This is a genomic window from Verrucosispora sp. WMMD1129 (assembly GCF_029581255.1).
GTDB lineage: Bacteria > Actinomycetota > Actinomycetes > Mycobacteriales > Micromonosporaceae > Micromonospora > Micromonospora sediminimaris.
The window spans coordinates 3,233,811-3,247,832 of the sequence record NZ_CP120741.1 but is presented as its reverse complement, the minus strand read 5'-3'; the positions used below and the strand labels follow the sequence as shown (position 1 = coordinate 3,247,832).

Below are 14,022 nucleotides of genomic sequence, written 5' to 3'. Positions count from 1 at the left end.
CCCGCTCGCCGAAACCCGGTGGGCGGGGCGGACCGGGCCCGGAGGTGGGGAGGAGGTGAACGGGTGAGTTCGAAGGACTGGATCGAGAAGGACTACTACGCGGTCCTGGGCGTGGCGAAAACCGCTCCCTCTGATGAGATCAAGAAGGCGTACCGCAAGCTGGCCCGCGAGTCGCACCCGGACCACAACCCCGGCGACGCAAAGGCCGAGGAACGCTTCAAAGCGGTGTCCGAGGCGTACGCGGTGCTCGGCGACGACGCCAAGCGCCGCGAGTACGACGAGATGCGCTCGCTCTTCGGCTCGGGCGCGTTCCGGCGTGGTGCCCGCCAGGGCGGCCAGCCGGGTGGTGCGCCGTTCGACGTCTCCGACCTGTTCGGTGGCGCGCAGCCGGGTGGTGGCCGGTTCGCCGGTGGCAACATCTCCGACCTGTTCAGCTCGATCTTCTCCGGTGGTGGCGGGGGTGCGGGCGCGCCGGGTCCGGCCCGAGGGCGGGACATCGAGACCGAGGTGGCGCTCGACTTCGACGACGCGGTGCGCGGCGTGACCCTGCCGCTGACGCTGCGCGCGCCCGGTGTCTGCGACACCTGCCACGGCAACGGTGCCAAGCCTGGCACCGCGCCGCGCACCTGCCCGGTCTGCCACGGTGCCGGGGTCACCAACCGGAACCAGGGTGCGTTCAGTTTTTCCGAGCCCTGCCGCAACTGTCAGGGCGTGGGCACGGTGGTGGACGAGAAGTGCCCGGAGTGCCAGGGCACCGGCGGGGTCACCAAGACCCGTACGCTCAACGTCCGGTTTCCCACCGGGGTGGCCGACGGCCAGCGGATCCGGCTGGCCGGCCGAGGCGAGCCGGGTGAGCGCGGCGGTCCGGCGGGTGACCTGTTCGTGCACGTGAAGGTTCGCCCGGACGAGGTCTTCGGGCGTACCGGCGACGACCTCACCCTGACCGTGCCGATCACGTTCGCGGAGGCCGTCCTCGGCACCGACCTGCGGGTGCCGACGCTCGATGGTCCGGTGACCCTGCGGGTGCCGCCGGGTACGCCGAGCGGTCGCATCCTGCGGGCCAGGGGCAAGGGGGTCAGCCGCCGGGACGGCCAGCAGGGCGATCTGCTGGTCACCCTGGACGTCGTGGTGCCGGCGCGGATCTCGGACGAGGCGCGGGCCGCGTTGGAGACGTTCGCCGAGCAGACTCCGCCGGCGGCGCGGGAACATCTCGACGCGCGGGTGCGTCGGTTCGGTTGATCGGTGAAGCGGTGCGGAGGTGAGCGGGATGGACGGGTTCGTCGGCTCGGATGACCCGGCATACGAGGCCAAGGTGCTGATGATCTCGGTTGCGGCGCGGATGGCGGGCATGCACCCGCAGACGCTGCGCCAGTACGACCGGCTCGGCCTGGTGCAGGCCGGCCGGGCGGCCGGTGGTGGGCGGCGGTACAGCGTCCGGGACGTGGTGCTGCTGCGCGAGGTGCAGCGGCTCAGCCAGGACGACGGCGTCAACCTCGCCGGGATCAAGCGGATCATCGGGCTGGAGCGACTGCTGGAGCAGGCACAGCAGCGGGTCGCCCAGCTGGAGGCGGAACTCGACGCCGCGTACCGCCGGATGGCCGAGCTGGAGTCGCTGGCCCGCTTTCCCGGTCGGGATCTCGTCCCCACCAACCAGACCTCGACCGCCCTGGTGGTCTGGCGTCCCCGACGCAGCTCCGGGCGCTGACGCCCGCCACGGCGAGAGGGGTGTGGCTCCGAGTGGGCCACACCCCTTTCGCTTGGCCGCAGCCGCCGCGCCGCTGCTTGTCCGCAGCCGCCGCGCCGCTCGTGTTTCCGCAAACCCGAGCGAGAGACAGGTTGTCTCGACTAGTCTTCAGAAATCAGGTCTAAACCATCTCAATCCGGACTCCGATCTGGCGGGGGGAGCCATGACGGAATCGGCGAGGAAGGTGGCCGAGGAGACGGAGCAACGCCTCGACGACCTGGCTGAGAACGTCCAGCACCGGTTCGACCGGATCACCAAGGGACGCTTCTCCGACCAGATCCAGGCCGGCAGGTTCAGCGGCCGGGGCGATCGGGTCGCCGCGGACAGCGGCCGGGTCGGCCATGGCGCCGGCCAGGCACGCAGCGATCAGCACCGTCGCGAGCGGGGCGGGTCGCGCTGACGATCCGCCGACGTGCGGGCCGGGAGCCACGGGGGGTCCCGGCCCGTTCGGCGTTCAGAGTCGGCGGTTCTCCCGCACCAGCCCGCCCTCGCACCACTCCCGGTACACGAAAAGCTCCGGTCGGGTCAGCAGTACCCGACTGTTGTGCGCCCAGTTGCGCATCATCTCGTCGCCGTTGCGCTCGGCCTGGTCGACCAGCTTCCGGAAGCGACGCTTCGGATGTGCCCGGAAGTTCGTCCGGATCCCGTCGGCGGCGTAGATGTAGAGACAGTGCAGCGCGAACCGGCGCGCCGGACAGCGGGTGTCCATGGCGAGGTCGAACAGCGTCATCACCAACCGGTCACCGGAGACCAGCAGGTCCCAGTCCGGCGGCATCGACGTCAACGGGACGGAATCGGGGTGGTAAGCCCACGCTCGCAACTCCGCCGGGGTTGGGTCGACGGGGTTGGCGAAGCCGTGGAACGCTGACTCCTGCACGCTCACCGGCCAACCTTCCGCTCTCGCCCGCGGGGGCGTCCGCCCACCGCGAACCCTGGCTGCTGGGGCGACACGTTAACGCGGTACCGGTGAGTACCGGTAGCCCCTACGGGAAGCAATTCGGCATCTCTTGGTCGACACGGGCCCTCCGGACGGTGAAATCGGCTGGTCCGACGCTCACGCCCGGTTCGACGCGGTCGCAGCCCGGACCCGCTGCGCCGCAGCCCGGGCCCGTAGCCAACCCTTGAACCAGGCGAGGTCGGGCAGCCGGGCCAGCACCGGCCCGGTGACGACCGTGATCAGCACGTACGTCGCCGCCAGTGCCGCCAGCTTCGGTGAGACGGTGCCGGAGGCCACCGCGATTCCGGCGATGACGATGGAGAACTCGCCCCGGGGTACCAGCGCCAGGCCGGCACGCCAGCGGCCCGGTTCGGCGATGCCCGCCCGCCGGGCGGCCAGGTAGCCGGTCAGCGTCTTGGTTCCCATGGTGGCCAGCGCGAGCAGCAGCGCCGGTAGCAGCACCGGTGGGATGTGCCGTGGATCGGTGGCGAGGCCGAAGAAGACGAAGAACACGGCGGCGAAGAGGTCCCGCAGCGGAGTCAGCAGCTCGGTGGCATGGTGGGCGACCGGCCCGGAGAGCGCAATGCCGACCAGGAACGCGCCTACCGCCGCCGACACCTGCAACTTCGCGGCTACTCCGGCCACCAGCAGGGTCAGTCCGAGTACCCCGAGCAGCAGTGCCTCGGCGCTGCCGGCCGACAACGCCCGGGAGAGGACGTTCCCATAACGAAGGGCCATCACCAGCACCGCGATCACGGTCAGCACCGCGACGGCGAGGGAGACACCGCCCTTGACGAATCCGACTCCGGCCAGCAGAGCGGTCAGCAGCGGCAGGTAGAAGGCCATCGCGAGGTCCTCGACCACCAGCACGGAGAGGATCACGGGGGTCTCCCGGTTACCGAGTCGGCCCAGGTCGGCCAGCACCTTGGCGATCACCCCCGAGGACGAGACCCAGGTGATCCCGCCGAGCACCACCGCAGCCACCCAACCCCAACCGAGCAGCAGCGCGAATGCCGCACCGGGCAGCGCGTTCAACAGCGCGTCGAGCAGTCCTGCCGGCGCGGCCGACCGCAGGCTGCCGACGAGTTCGTCGGCGGAGTACTCCAGTCCGAGCATCACCAGCAGCAGGATCACACCGATCTCGGCGCCGATCGCGAAGAACTCCTCGCTGGCGCTCAACTCCAGCACGCCGCCGTGACCGAAGGCCAGCCCCGCCAGCAGATAGAACGGAATCGGCGAGAGCCCGACCCGGCGGCCCAGCCGGCCGAGCAGCCCGAGCAGGAACAGCAGCCCGCCGACCTCGATGAGCAGGGTGCTGAAGTCGTGCATCGGGGCTCAGCCGGCGGGATCGTCGGCGGCGAAGATCGCGCTCGCCCCGTCCAGGCCCTGCCGGTTGCCGACGATGACGAGCACGTCGCCGGCGGCGAGGCGGAAGGTCGGACTCGGCGAAACGATCACCTCGCCGGCGCGCAGGATCGCCACGATCGAGGCTCCCGTGCGGGTGCGCACCTTCGCGTCACCGAGGGGCCGGTTGACATAGGTGGAGGAGGCCGGGACGGCGATCTGTTCGGTGAGCAGGCCGGCGGCCTGTTCGCGCAGCCCGGAGAGCTGCCCGAGGATCAGCGACGCACCCAGGATGTCGGCCAGCGCCCCCGCCTCGTCGTCGGTGAGTGGGATGTCCGCCGAGCAGCCGTCCGGGTCGTCCGGGTCGTACAGGACGAGGTCGCGGCGACCGCTGCGGTGAGAGACGACCCCCAACCGCCGGCCGGATTCCGTCATCATGTCATGACGTACGCCGATCCCCGGTAAGGCAGTCTGTTCGACACGTACTCGCACGCGCCCAGGCTACTCTCGCGTCGGAGGCCGAATGACCTCGCGTCAGGCCCGCCTACTGCTCCTGTCCGCGCTGGTGATGACACTTGCCGGCTGTTCGATCGGTGACGTGCGTCGTACCGCTCCGGCACCCGAGCCGACGCTGTCGGACAGCGCCTCCGCGCCGCCGGCACCGAGGCCCGTCGCGGAGACCCGCACCACCCGCCTCGCGGTCTCCGAGCGGTACGACCAGCCGTACGTCGAATTTGTCGACGCCCAGCGCGGGTACGCCCTCTTCGCTGCCTGCGACGGCCGCCCGCCCGGTGGCCCGGAGTGCCCCGCCCTGCTCTGGTCGACCCGCGACGGCGGCCGGTCCTGGCAGTCGCTGCGCCACCCGAGACCGGTGGCAGGCAACCAACAGATGTACGCCACCGTCGAGGTGCTCGCCCTCTGGGCCGAGCCGCACGGTTGGTGGACCTCGACCGACGGCGGCGAGACCTTCCGACACAGCCCGGGAGAGGCGGCTCCGGCCAGCTGGCGGCAGGCTCAGGGGCAGTTTCAGGTCATCGAGGGCTCGGGCAAGATCGGTCGCTGGGACGGTCGAAGGCTGCGCGCGCTGCGTACCCAGCCGCCAGTGCCGGTGGTGCAGACGATCGGCGGCGGCGGGCAACTGTTTGCCGGGTCCTATCACCCGCCGACTGTCGCGGGGCTCACCGAGAACGGCAGGCCGTCCGTCGCGACGTCCTGGGACGATGGCCGGAGCTGGGAGTTGGACCCGCTGCCGCCACCTGAGGGGCAGGTGAGCGTGCTGCGCGTGGCGATGACGCAGGACGAGCGGTGGCTGGTCGGTGAGCGACCCGAACGGACGGCCCTTCCGGCGCTCTGGGTCTCGCGGGGTCCGGGCTGGTTGCCGGTGTCGGTCGACGGTGGCCCGGAAACCGGGCGGGTGGTGCCGCTGGGTGGCAGCACGGCGGCGGTGATCAGCCCACGCGGCGCGGGTGCCGTCGTCGGCGGTCGGTACCTGGACCTGCCCTGGCCGGTCACGGCCGAGCACTCCCTCCGACTGCTGCCCGACGGCACGCTCTTCGCGGCGGGGCCGCAGGGTGTCCTGCTCGGCGCCGGCCAGTACGCCGAACGAAGCTGGGTCGCGATCAACCTGGTGAGCGACTGATGTGACTCAGGTCACGTCCCCTAGGTTGAGCGGAATAGACTCAACTCTGGTTCTGTCGGTACCAGTGGACACGCCGATCCAGGGGAGCCCATGAACACCGAACGCCTCACCACCAAGAGCCGCGAGACCATCACCGGTGCCGTCGCCCTGGCCAACCAGCGCGGGCACGCCACGGTGGAGCCGTGGCACCTGTTGTTGTCGCTGCTGGACACCGAGGGCTCGACCGCTGCCGGCCTGCTGCGCGCCGTCGGGGCCGACCCGACCGAGCTGCGCCGGGCCACCCAGCGGGCCGTCGACGCGCTGCCCGCCGCCCGCGGCTCCAGCATCGCCGAGCCGACCCTGGCCCGCGAGTTCGTCAACGCCATCGGCGCCGCCGAGCAGATCGCCCGCCCGCTGGGCGACGAGTACACCTCCACCGAGCACCTGCTGGCCGGGCTGTCCCGGGTCGGCGGGGCCGTGTCCGCCGCGCTGAAGGCCGCCGGTGCCACCGAGGAGAGCCTGGTGGCCGCCTTCCCGACGGTGCGCGGCGGAGACCGCCGGGTGACCACCGCCGATCCGGAGCAGACCTACCAGGCGCTTACCAAGTACGGCGTGGACCTGACCGCGAGCGCACGGGACGGCAAGATCGACCCGGTGATCGGCCGGGACTCCGAGATCCGCCGGGTGATCCAGGTGCTGTCCCGGCGTACCAAGAACAACCCGGTGCTGATCGGCGAGCCCGGTGTCGGCAAGACCGCGATCGTCGAGGGCCTGGCACAGCGGATCGTGGCCGGCGACGTGCCGGAGTCGCTGCGCGACAAGAAACTCGTCTCGCTCGACCTCGGCGCCATGGTGGCGGGCGCACAGTACCGGGGCCAGTTCGAGGAGCGGCTGAAGTCCGTCCTGGAGGAGATCAAGAACTCTGACGGGCAGGTCATCACCTTCCTCGACGAGTTGCACACCGTCGTGGGCGCCGGCAAGGGCGAGGGATCGATGGACGCCGGCAACATGCTCAAGCCGATGCTGGCCCGTGGTGAGCTGCGTATGGTCGGCGCGACCACGCTCGACGAGTACCGCGAGCACATCGAGAAGGATCCGGCCCTGGAGCGCCGCTTCCAGCCGGTGCTGGTCGGTGAGCCCACAGTGGAGGACACCATCGGCATCCTGCGCGGGCTCAAGGAGCGCTACGAGGTGCACCACGGCGTACGCATCACCGACGCCGCCCTGGTCGCCGCCGCCGCCCTCTCCGACCGGTACATCACCGACCGGTTCCTGCCGGACAAGGCGATCGACCTGGTCGACGAGTCCGCGTCCCGGCTCCGGATGGAGATCGACTCGCGTCCGGTCGAGGTGGACGAGATCGAGCGAGCGGTGCGCCGGCTGGAAATCGAGGAGATGGCGCTGGCCAAGGAGCCGGACGCGGCGTCCGCCGAGCGGCTGGAGCGGCTACGCAAGGAGCTGGCCGACAAGCGCGAGCAGCTCACCGCCCTCTCCGAGCGGTGGCAACTGGAGAAGAGTCACATCACCAAGCTCTCCACCGCCAAGGAGGAGCTGGAGCGGCTCGGTGGCGAGGCCGAACGGGCCGAGCGCGACGGCGAGCTGGAACGCGCCGCCGAACTGCGGTACGGCCGGATCCCCGCCCTCCAGGCCGAACTGGCCACCGCCGAGGAGGAGTTGGCGCGACTCCAGTCCGCCGGTGCGATGCTCAAGGAGGAGGTCGGCGCGGACGACATCGCCGCGGTCGTCGCCTCCTGGACCGGCATTCCCGCCGGCCGGCTGCTGGAGGGCGAGACCGCCAAGCTGCTGCGGATGGAGGAGTCGCTGCGCGGGCGCGTGGTCGGCCAGACCGAGGCGGTCGCCGCGGTCTCCGATTCCGTCCGACGCGCGCGGGCCGGAGTCGCCGACCCGGACCGCCCGACCGGCAGTTTCCTCTTCCTCGGCCCGACCGGTGTCGGAAAGACCGAGTTGGCCAAGGCGCTCGCCGAGTTCCTCTTCGACGACGAGCGGGCCATGGTCCGCATCGACATGAGCGAGTACGGCGAGAAGCACTCCGTGGCCCGCCTGGTCGGCGCGCCGCCCGGCTACGTCGGCTACGAGGAGGGCGGCCAGCTCACCGAGGCGGTGCGCCGCCGGCCGTACTCGGTGATCCTGCTGGACGAGGTGGAGAAGGCCCACCCGGACGTCTTCGACATCCTGCTCCAGGTGCTCGACGACGGTCGGCTCACCGACGGCCAGGGGCGTACGGTCGACTTCCGCAACGCCATCCTGATCCTCACCTCCAACCTCGGCTCGGCGGTGATCAGCGACCTGACGTTGGCCGAGGAGCAGCGCCGCGAGGGCGTCCTGGCGACGGTCCGGTCGCATTTCAAGCCGGAGTTCCTCAACCGACTCGACGACATCGTGGTCTTCGCCGCCCTGCACGGTGACGACCTCCGGGCCATCGTGGACATCCAACTGGCGCGGCTGGGTCGGCGTCTCGCCGACCGCCGGTTGACGTTGGACGTCACCGACGACGCCCGCGGCTGGCTCGCCGAGCACGGGTACGACCCGATCTACGGTGCCCGGCCGCTGCGTCGGCTGGTCCAGTCGGCGATCGGCGACCAGCTCGCCAGAGCCCTGCTCGCCGGTGAGGTCCGCGACGGCGACGCGGTGCGGGTCGACCTCCGGGACAGCAAGGACGGCCTGTCGGTCACGTCCAGCTGAACCCGTCGCACCGGGCCCGCCTCCGACGGGCGGAGGCGGGCTCCCGGGGCGAGGATGGAGACATGTTCGGGATGCGGCGCAAGAAGGAATCGGAGTTGGCGAGGGCCGTCGCGGAACTCGGCCACGCCAGCACGTTGGCGTTCGGCGGGGTCGGCATCGCGGGCACGCTGCTGCCCGAGACCGAGGCGTACCAGCGCGTCGCGGCGGCGATGACCGACCACCCGGAGGAGGTACGCGACCTGCTCGACCGGCTGCTCACCGGGGGCACCTCCGCGGGCCGCGTGTACGCCGCCACCCTGCTGGAACGGCTCGACCCGGCGGCCGGGCGGGCGGCCTGGACGGCGCTGCGCGGAGACCCGGCGGAGCTGAACACCATGACCGGCTGCGTGATGGGAAGCACCACGGTCGGCGGGTACGCGGTCGAGCGACTCAACGGAGCTTGATCCGTCCGCCGGGACGAGTCCGCCCGAACGGCGCTGCCGAGGCTTGCGATCGGGCCGTACCGTCCGCGACATGACCGCGACCGCCGAAGCTCCGGCAGGCGTACCCCCACCCCGTCCGCCGCGTCCCGGCACCGTCACGGTGACCTTCTGGCTGCAACTCGCCACCGTGCTGATCCTGCTCGGCCTCGTCACGCTGCTGGTGTTGGCGGCGATCGACTGGAACCAGGCAGTTGACCAGGCGGTGCGGCAGGTGCCGAACGCGGACCCGGACCAGGTACGCGCGGAGCGCTGGAACAGCGTCATGATGGCGGCGGTGTTCGGCGTTCCCGCCCTGCTGCTGGCGCTCTGGCTGGGCCTGACCGCGCCCCGGGTACGCGCGGGCAGCAACACCGCCCGGGTCATGGTCTTCGTCGCCGGTGGCGTGCAACTGCTGCTCTGCGTCGCCCAGGGCTGTGCCGGCGCGTTCCTGATTCCGTTCGGTCTGGCGTTCGCGATGGCCGAGGGGCCTTATATCGATGAGTCGTACCCGGAGGACGTGCCGCCGCCGGACGACGAATTCTGGCAGGAGTCGGACTTCATCGAGGCGCTGTACGACCAGCCGAATCCGTTCGAGATGTTCTTCCCGCTGGCGGGCCTCGGGGTGCTGCTGGTGTTCCTGCTCACGGCGGCGGTAGTGCTGCTGCTGGCGCTGCCGCCGGCCCATCGCTGGTTCGTGCCCCGCGCCGAACCGGCCGCCACCTGGCCACCCGCCGGGCGCGACATCCCGAACGCCCACCTGGTCGGCTATGCCTTGCCGACGGGCTATCCCGCCTTTCCTGCGCCGCCGGGCTATCCGCCCCCGCCCGGTTACCCACCGCAGCCCGGTTTTCCGCTGGGCTATCCACCGCAGCCGGGGTATCCGCCGGGGTATCCGCCGGGGTATCCGCCGCCTGGGTATCCGATGCCACCGGGGTATGGGGTGCCCGGTGCGGGGTATGCGGTGCCCGGACATCCCGGGTACGCCGTACCCGGTGCGGAGGGCGGCCCGGGTCCGGCCGGGCATCCCCCGCACCACGCGACCTCGCCGACCGTCCCGGAGACACCTCCGGTGCCGGCCGCGCCAACCGCGTCGGACGGACCGACCTTCCCGGGCGGTGCCACCGCCTCCTCCGGCGATGGTGGGCAGGGGGATGCCGCCGCCCCCGGCGGAACGGATCCCGCCGACCGGTAGCCGGTTGGCGGGAGGCAGCGGCTGCCCGGATCATGGTCGACGTCCCCGCCGAACTGTCTCGGGAGGTGACCGGATGGACGGGACGACGGCGTACCTGGCGGCCGGTTGCCTGGTCGGGGTGGTCGTTGCCGGGCTGACGCTGCGCTGGTGGCGCGACCGGTCGGCAGCGGCACGTCGGAAGCAGGAGCGGTACGGCGACGGGCACCGACGTGACCCGAGGCGGATCGAGGTCGGGGACATCGTCGAGATCGGTGACGCCACCTATTCGGTGCGGGGCTCGATTCGCCTGGTCGAGGGCGAGTGGAGGTGGGCCGAGCACCTCCTCGACGACCGCGATGAGCACGGCGGCCGGCGTCGGCTCTCGGTGGCGGAGAGTCCCGGGTTCGAACTGGTGCTGTGGGAGTCGGTGCCGCGCGACGCCACAGTGACGCCGGGCGCGCCCGAGGTGGAGTCCGGCGGCCGGCGCTACAGCTGGCACGAGTCCGGCCAGGCCCGGTACACCGCCTCCGGAGCCACCGACCTGACGCCGAGCGGCACCATGCGCTACCACGACTACCGTGCACCGGGCGGAGCGAGGCTCACCTTCGAGGCGTACGGGGAGGCGGGCTGGGCGATGGCCCGTGGCGAACGGCTGGGCAGCGACGGGGTGACCGTGCACCCGCAGAACGGGTCCTGAGCCGGGAAACCAGCCCGTCCGATCGATCCCGGTCGACCGGGTGGCCGGTTACGTGCCCACCGCTCGGCGTCGCACCGTGCCGGAATGGCCTGTTGCCGATACGGTGAAGCGCGTTCCAGGAAGGGAGAAAGATGGTCGATCCTCAGAACACGCCGGCCCGGACGCGGCCGGGCGTGGTGACGATATCCACCTACCTGCTGTTGCTGTTCGCGATCTGCCAGCTGATCAGCGTGATCATCTCGCTGGCCACCATCGGCACCGTCCGCGAGGTCATGGAGGAGGCGTACCGCGACTCCACCGTCGAGGGGGCGGAGAACGTCGCCGACATCACCGTCGTGATCGGCGTCGGCACCGCCATCTTCCTGCTGGTGGTGGCGTTCGCGCTGTTCGGCCTTGGGCTGATGAACCTGCGCGGCAAGAACGGCTCCCGGATCGCCACCTGGATCGTCGGTGGCATCCTTTTCTGCTGCACCGGCTTCAACCTGCTCAGCGGTTTCGTCGGTAACTTCAGCGCGCCCGGCGAGAACAGCGGCGACATGCCCAGCGGCGAGGAGATCCAGCGTCGACTGGAGGAGGCGCTGCCGGGCTGGATCACCCCGGTCAACATCCTGCTCGGCGTGATCAGCCTGATCTCGCTGTTGACGGCGCTGATCCTGCTGGCGCTGCCGAAGGCGAACGAGTTCTTCCGTAAGCCGACCCAGCAGTGGGAGCCGCCCACGCCCGGTGGTGCCTACCCGAGCCAGCCCGGCTACCCGCAGGCCCCCGGTTACCCGGGCACCAGCCCGGCCGAGCCGGGTTACCCGGGCACCCCGCAGCAGCCGGGCGAGCCCGGCTACCCGGCCACCGGCGGCCAGCCACCGGCCGGCGACCAGGGTGGCCAGCCGAGCGGGCAGACCCCGCCGTCGGACGGCCCGGAGCAGCCCGGTACCCAGCCGCCCACCGATCGCCCCGGCTGAACTTCGGTGGGTTGGCGCGGGTGTCGACGTCTCTGTCCGGCCGGTGCCTGAACTCTGCCTCGGCCTGCCCCAGGTCTTCGACACCCGCGTAACACACGACCGCGACGGTCCCTCCGAGTAGGTTGCTTTCCGAACGCCTACCGGAGGGACTCGTCGTGTCGTACCCCGAACAGGCACCGGCTCGCCGGCCGGCCGCGGTCGTGCTGGCCGTGTCGACACTGATGGTGATGGCGCTCGGCGCGTTCGTGTACGCGGTGATCGGGCTCGCGTCGGTAAGCGGCACCGTGGACCGGTTCCGTGCAACGGCCGACGCCGACGCCGACCCCGGTCAGGTCGACGCGGCGGTGGCTCTGTTGCGTGCCTCGGTCGTGGTGTCGGCGGTGCTGAGCGTTCTCGCCGCTCTGCTTCTGGTCGGCCTGGCCCTGGGGCTGGCCACCCGCCGGCCGGCGGCCCGGGTGGCGACCTGGGTGGTCGCCGGGTTGGGCATGTGCTGCGGGTGTGGTGGGCTCGCCACCCTGATCGTGCAGCGCGCTGTGCCCCTGGATTTCGGTGACGACCGGGCGACCGCCGAGTTGCTCGCCCGGACGCCGGACGCCTATCCGTCCTGGTGGATTCCGCTCACCGCCACCCTTTCGATCGCTCAGGTGCTCGGTTACCTTGTGGTAGCCGTGCTGCTGGCACTGCCTGCGGCCAACGCCTGGTTCCGGCGTCGGCCCGCACCCCAGCGAACGGTGTCCGCTGACCAGCCACCCACACCACCATTCGGACAGCCACCGGCGGCACCGCCGTACCAGCCGCCGTACCAGCCCTACCCGCCGCCCGGGGCGCCGCCGCCCCCGAACCCACCGAGGTGATGACGCCCGTGACGCCCGACCGGACGACCGAACGATGGGCGTTGATCACCGGGGCGACGGCGGGCATCGGGGCGGCGTTCGCCGCCCGGCTCGCCTCCGACGGATGGCACCTGGTGCTGGTCGCCCGCGACGCGACCCGGCTGGCGGCCCAGGCCGCCGAGTTGACCGGTCGGCACGGCGTGGAGACCGAGACCCTCACCGCCGATCTGTCCACCGACGACGGTTGCGCCGCGGTGGAACGACGGTTGGCCGACGGGCCGCCCGTCGAGTTTCTGATCAACAACGCCGGCATCAGCCTGAACAAGCCCTTCCTCCGGTCGTCCGTCCAGGACGAGACCCGACTGCTGCGGCTGAACGTCCATGCGGTGCTTCGGCTGACCCTCGCCGCGCTGGCCACGATGACCGAGCGGCACAGCGGGGCAGTGATTAATGTCTCTTCGGTGGCAGGTTTCGGCGCGGTGATGTCCGGGTCCACCTACTCGGCCAGCAAGGCGTGGGTAACCAACTTCAGCGAGTCCGTCGGGCAGTCCGCCCGCCCCTTCGGCGTACGCGTTATGGCGCTCTGCCCGGGCTACACCCGCACGGAGTTTCACCAACGAGCCGGCATCGACATGTCGAAAACCCCCGAATGGATGTGGCTCGAAGCCGTCGATGTGGTCGACGAGGCCCTGCGTGACCTGCGCAAAGGCAAGTTGGTGAGCGTCCCGTCGTGGAAGTACAAAGTGGCCGTGGCGGGGCTGCGGCACGCCCCGCGTCGCCTGCTCGACGTGGTCTCCCGGGACACCCGTGGGCGCATCGGCCGCGACCGCGGCTGACCGACGGCCGAGCGGCCGACCGCGTGGCGGGGAGGAAGGCATATCTCGATCCGCCCGCGATGATCGACGTAGCGTAACCGGACATCGCCACTCATCGGTCCCCCGGTGGGTTGACCAGGGTGGCCCGCACACGCGGCACACAGACTCGCGCAGTACCCTCTATCGCCATGGGGGACCACGACGACCTGCGTAAATTCATCTCCGACCTGGCTGTGGTCCATGGCCGGGTGGTGCTCTCCTCCGGGCGGGAGGCCGACTGGTATGTGGACCTGCGTCGCGTCACGCTGCATAACCAGGCGGCACCGTTGGTGGGACGGGTGATGCGGGAGCTGACCGCCGACTGGTCGTACGACGCGGTGGGCGGTCTGACCTTGGGGGCCGACCCGATCGCCTTCGCGATGCTGCACGCTGCCGGGCGTCCGTTGGACGCGTTCGTGGTCCGCAAGGCGGGCAAGGCGCACGGGCTGCAACGTCGGATCGAGGGGCCCGATGTGGCGGGTCGCCGGGTGCTGGCGGTGGAGGACACCTCCACCACCGGGGGGAGTGTGTTGACCGCCGTCGAAGCGCTTCGCGAGGCCGGGGCCGAGGTCGTGGGGGTGGCGGTTATCGTTGATCGTGGTGCCGGCGACGCGGTGCGAGCCGCCGGATTGCCCTATCGGGCGGCCTATACGTTGGCTGACCTCGGCCTTGTGGCGTAAAAGTCTGCCGATTCGGATCTGCTG

Annotated in this window: 15 protein-coding genes; 12 read left to right on the top strand and 3 right to left on the bottom strand. The window is 71.1% G+C overall.

The features are described from left to right. Window positions 1-63: 63 nt before the first annotated feature. From dnaJ to O7624_RS15095, 3 genes are all read left to right on the top strand, one after another. The gene (dnaJ, locus tag O7624_RS15105; protein WP_282240464.1) at window positions 64-1,239 is read left to right on the top strand and encodes a molecular chaperone DnaJ; all 1,176 of its coding nucleotides are present in this window, start codon (window positions 64-66) and stop codon (window positions 1,237-1,239) included. Between the two features lie 28 nt (window positions 1,240-1,267). Then, window positions 1,268-1,705 carry a MerR family transcriptional regulator gene (locus O7624_RS15100; RefSeq protein WP_093403750.1) on the top strand — a complete coding sequence of 146 codons (438 nt, stop codon included), beginning with the start codon at window positions 1,268-1,270 and terminating at the stop codon, window positions 1,703-1,705. A 202-nt stretch (window positions 1,706-1,907) separates the two neighbouring features. Then, window positions 1,908-2,144, top strand: a complete 237-nt coding sequence (locus O7624_RS15095; protein ID WP_093403752.1) for a hypothetical protein — start codon at window positions 1,908-1,910, stop codon at window positions 2,142-2,144. 54 nt (window positions 2,145-2,198) lie between these two features. Here O7624_RS15095 and O7624_RS15090 read toward each other — a convergent pair whose 3' ends face one another. From O7624_RS15090 to O7624_RS15080, 3 genes are all read right to left on the bottom strand, one after another. After that, complete coding sequence (locus O7624_RS15090; RefSeq protein WP_282240463.1) at window positions 2,199-2,627, bottom strand: hypothetical protein; 429 nt, start codon at window positions 2,625-2,627, stop codon at window positions 2,199-2,201. Between the two features lie 171 nt (window positions 2,628-2,798). After that, a complete protein-coding gene (locus O7624_RS15085; protein WP_282240462.1) occupies window positions 2,799-4,010 on the bottom strand; it encodes a cation:proton antiporter in 1,212 nt (403 codons plus the stop codon). 6 nt (window positions 4,011-4,016) lie between these two features. Further along, window positions 4,017-4,517, bottom strand: a complete 501-nt coding sequence (locus tag O7624_RS15080) for a cation:proton antiporter regulatory subunit (RefSeq protein WP_093403757.1) — start codon at window positions 4,515-4,517, stop codon at window positions 4,017-4,019. 31 nt (window positions 4,518-4,548) lie between these two features. Between O7624_RS15080 and O7624_RS15075 the strand changes: the two genes are divergently transcribed. From O7624_RS15075 to pyrE, 9 genes are all read left to right on the top strand, one after another. After that, entirely contained in the window at window positions 4,549-5,664 is a 1,116-nt protein-coding gene (locus O7624_RS15075; RefSeq protein WP_282240461.1) for a hypothetical protein, read from the top strand. A gap of 90 nt (window positions 5,665-5,754) precedes the next feature. After that, complete coding sequence (gene clpB / locus O7624_RS15070; protein ID WP_282240460.1) at window positions 5,755-8,346, top strand: ATP-dependent chaperone ClpB; 2,592 nt, start codon at window positions 5,755-5,757, stop codon at window positions 8,344-8,346. A gap of 62 nt (window positions 8,347-8,408) precedes the next feature. After that, window positions 8,409-8,789, top strand: coding sequence for a hypothetical protein (locus O7624_RS15065; RefSeq protein ID WP_282240459.1), 381 nt, complete (start codon window positions 8,409-8,411; stop codon window positions 8,787-8,789). 70 nt (window positions 8,790-8,859) lie between these two features. Continuing rightward, window positions 8,860-9,999 (top strand): hypothetical protein, encoded by a 1,140-nt coding sequence (locus O7624_RS15060; protein ID WP_282240458.1) that lies wholly within the window; start codon window positions 8,860-8,862, stop codon window positions 9,997-9,999. Between the two features lie 73 nt (window positions 10,000-10,072). Further along, window positions 10,073-10,675: a DUF4178 domain-containing protein gene (locus O7624_RS15055; RefSeq protein WP_093403766.1), complete on the top strand. Its 603-nt coding sequence runs from the start codon at window positions 10,073-10,075 to the stop codon at window positions 10,673-10,675. A 131-nt stretch (window positions 10,676-10,806) separates the two neighbouring features. After that, a complete protein-coding gene (locus O7624_RS15050) occupies window positions 10,807-11,631 on the top strand; it encodes a hypothetical protein (RefSeq protein ID WP_282240457.1) in 825 nt (274 codons plus the stop codon). A 155-nt stretch (window positions 11,632-11,786) separates the two neighbouring features. Continuing rightward, window positions 11,787-12,485 carry a hypothetical protein gene (locus O7624_RS15045; RefSeq protein WP_282240456.1) on the top strand — a complete coding sequence of 233 codons (699 nt, stop codon included), beginning with the start codon at window positions 11,787-11,789 and terminating at the stop codon, window positions 12,483-12,485. Further along, window positions 12,485-13,300: an SDR family oxidoreductase gene (locus O7624_RS15040; protein ID WP_282240455.1), complete on the top strand. Its 816-nt coding sequence runs from the start codon at window positions 12,485-12,487 to the stop codon at window positions 13,298-13,300. The genes O7624_RS15045 and O7624_RS15040 overlap by 1 nt, the downstream gene beginning before the upstream one ends. A 167-nt stretch (window positions 13,301-13,467) precedes the next feature. After that, window positions 13,468-13,998 carry an orotate phosphoribosyltransferase gene (pyrE, locus tag O7624_RS15035; RefSeq protein ID WP_210938365.1) on the top strand — a complete coding sequence of 177 codons (531 nt, stop codon included), beginning with the start codon at window positions 13,468-13,470 and terminating at the stop codon, window positions 13,996-13,998. The last annotated feature ends 24 nt before the right edge of the window (window positions 13,999-14,022 follow it).

What these genes read in the sequence shown, in the direction of transcription:
- O7624_RS15100 (WP_093403750.1), top strand. Translation starts at nt 1,268, where the DNA reads ATGGACGGGTTCGTCGGCTCGGATGACCCGGCATACGAGGCCAAGGTG.
- O7624_RS15095 (WP_093403752.1), top strand. Translation starts at nt 1,908, where the DNA reads ATGACGGAATCGGCGAGGAAGGTGGCCGAGGAGACGGAGCAACGCCTC.
- O7624_RS15085 (WP_282240462.1), bottom strand. Translation starts at nt 4,010, where the DNA reads ATGCACGACTTCAGCACCCTGCTCATCGAGGTCGGCGGGCTGCTGTTC.
- O7624_RS15075 (WP_282240461.1), top strand. Translation starts at nt 4,549, where the DNA reads ATGACCTCGCGTCAGGCCCGCCTACTGCTCCTGTCCGCGCTGGTGATG.
- clpB (WP_282240460.1), top strand. Translation starts at nt 5,755, where the DNA reads ATGAACACCGAACGCCTCACCACCAAGAGCCGCGAGACCATCACCGGT.
- O7624_RS15065 (WP_282240459.1), top strand. Translation starts at nt 8,409, where the DNA reads ATGTTCGGGATGCGGCGCAAGAAGGAATCGGAGTTGGCGAGGGCCGTC.
- O7624_RS15060 (WP_282240458.1), top strand. Translation starts at nt 8,860, where the DNA reads ATGACCGCGACCGCCGAAGCTCCGGCAGGCGTACCCCCACCCCGTCCG.
- O7624_RS15055 (WP_093403766.1), top strand. Translation starts at nt 10,073, where the DNA reads ATGGACGGGACGACGGCGTACCTGGCGGCCGGTTGCCTGGTCGGGGTG.
- O7624_RS15050 (WP_282240457.1), top strand. Translation starts at nt 10,807, where the DNA reads ATGGTCGATCCTCAGAACACGCCGGCCCGGACGCGGCCGGGCGTGGTG.
- O7624_RS15040 (WP_282240455.1), top strand. Translation starts at nt 12,485, where the DNA reads ATGACGCCCGTGACGCCCGACCGGACGACCGAACGATGGGCGTTGATC.
- pyrE (WP_210938365.1), top strand. Translation starts at nt 13,468, where the DNA reads ATGGGGGACCACGACGACCTGCGTAAATTCATCTCCGACCTGGCTGTG.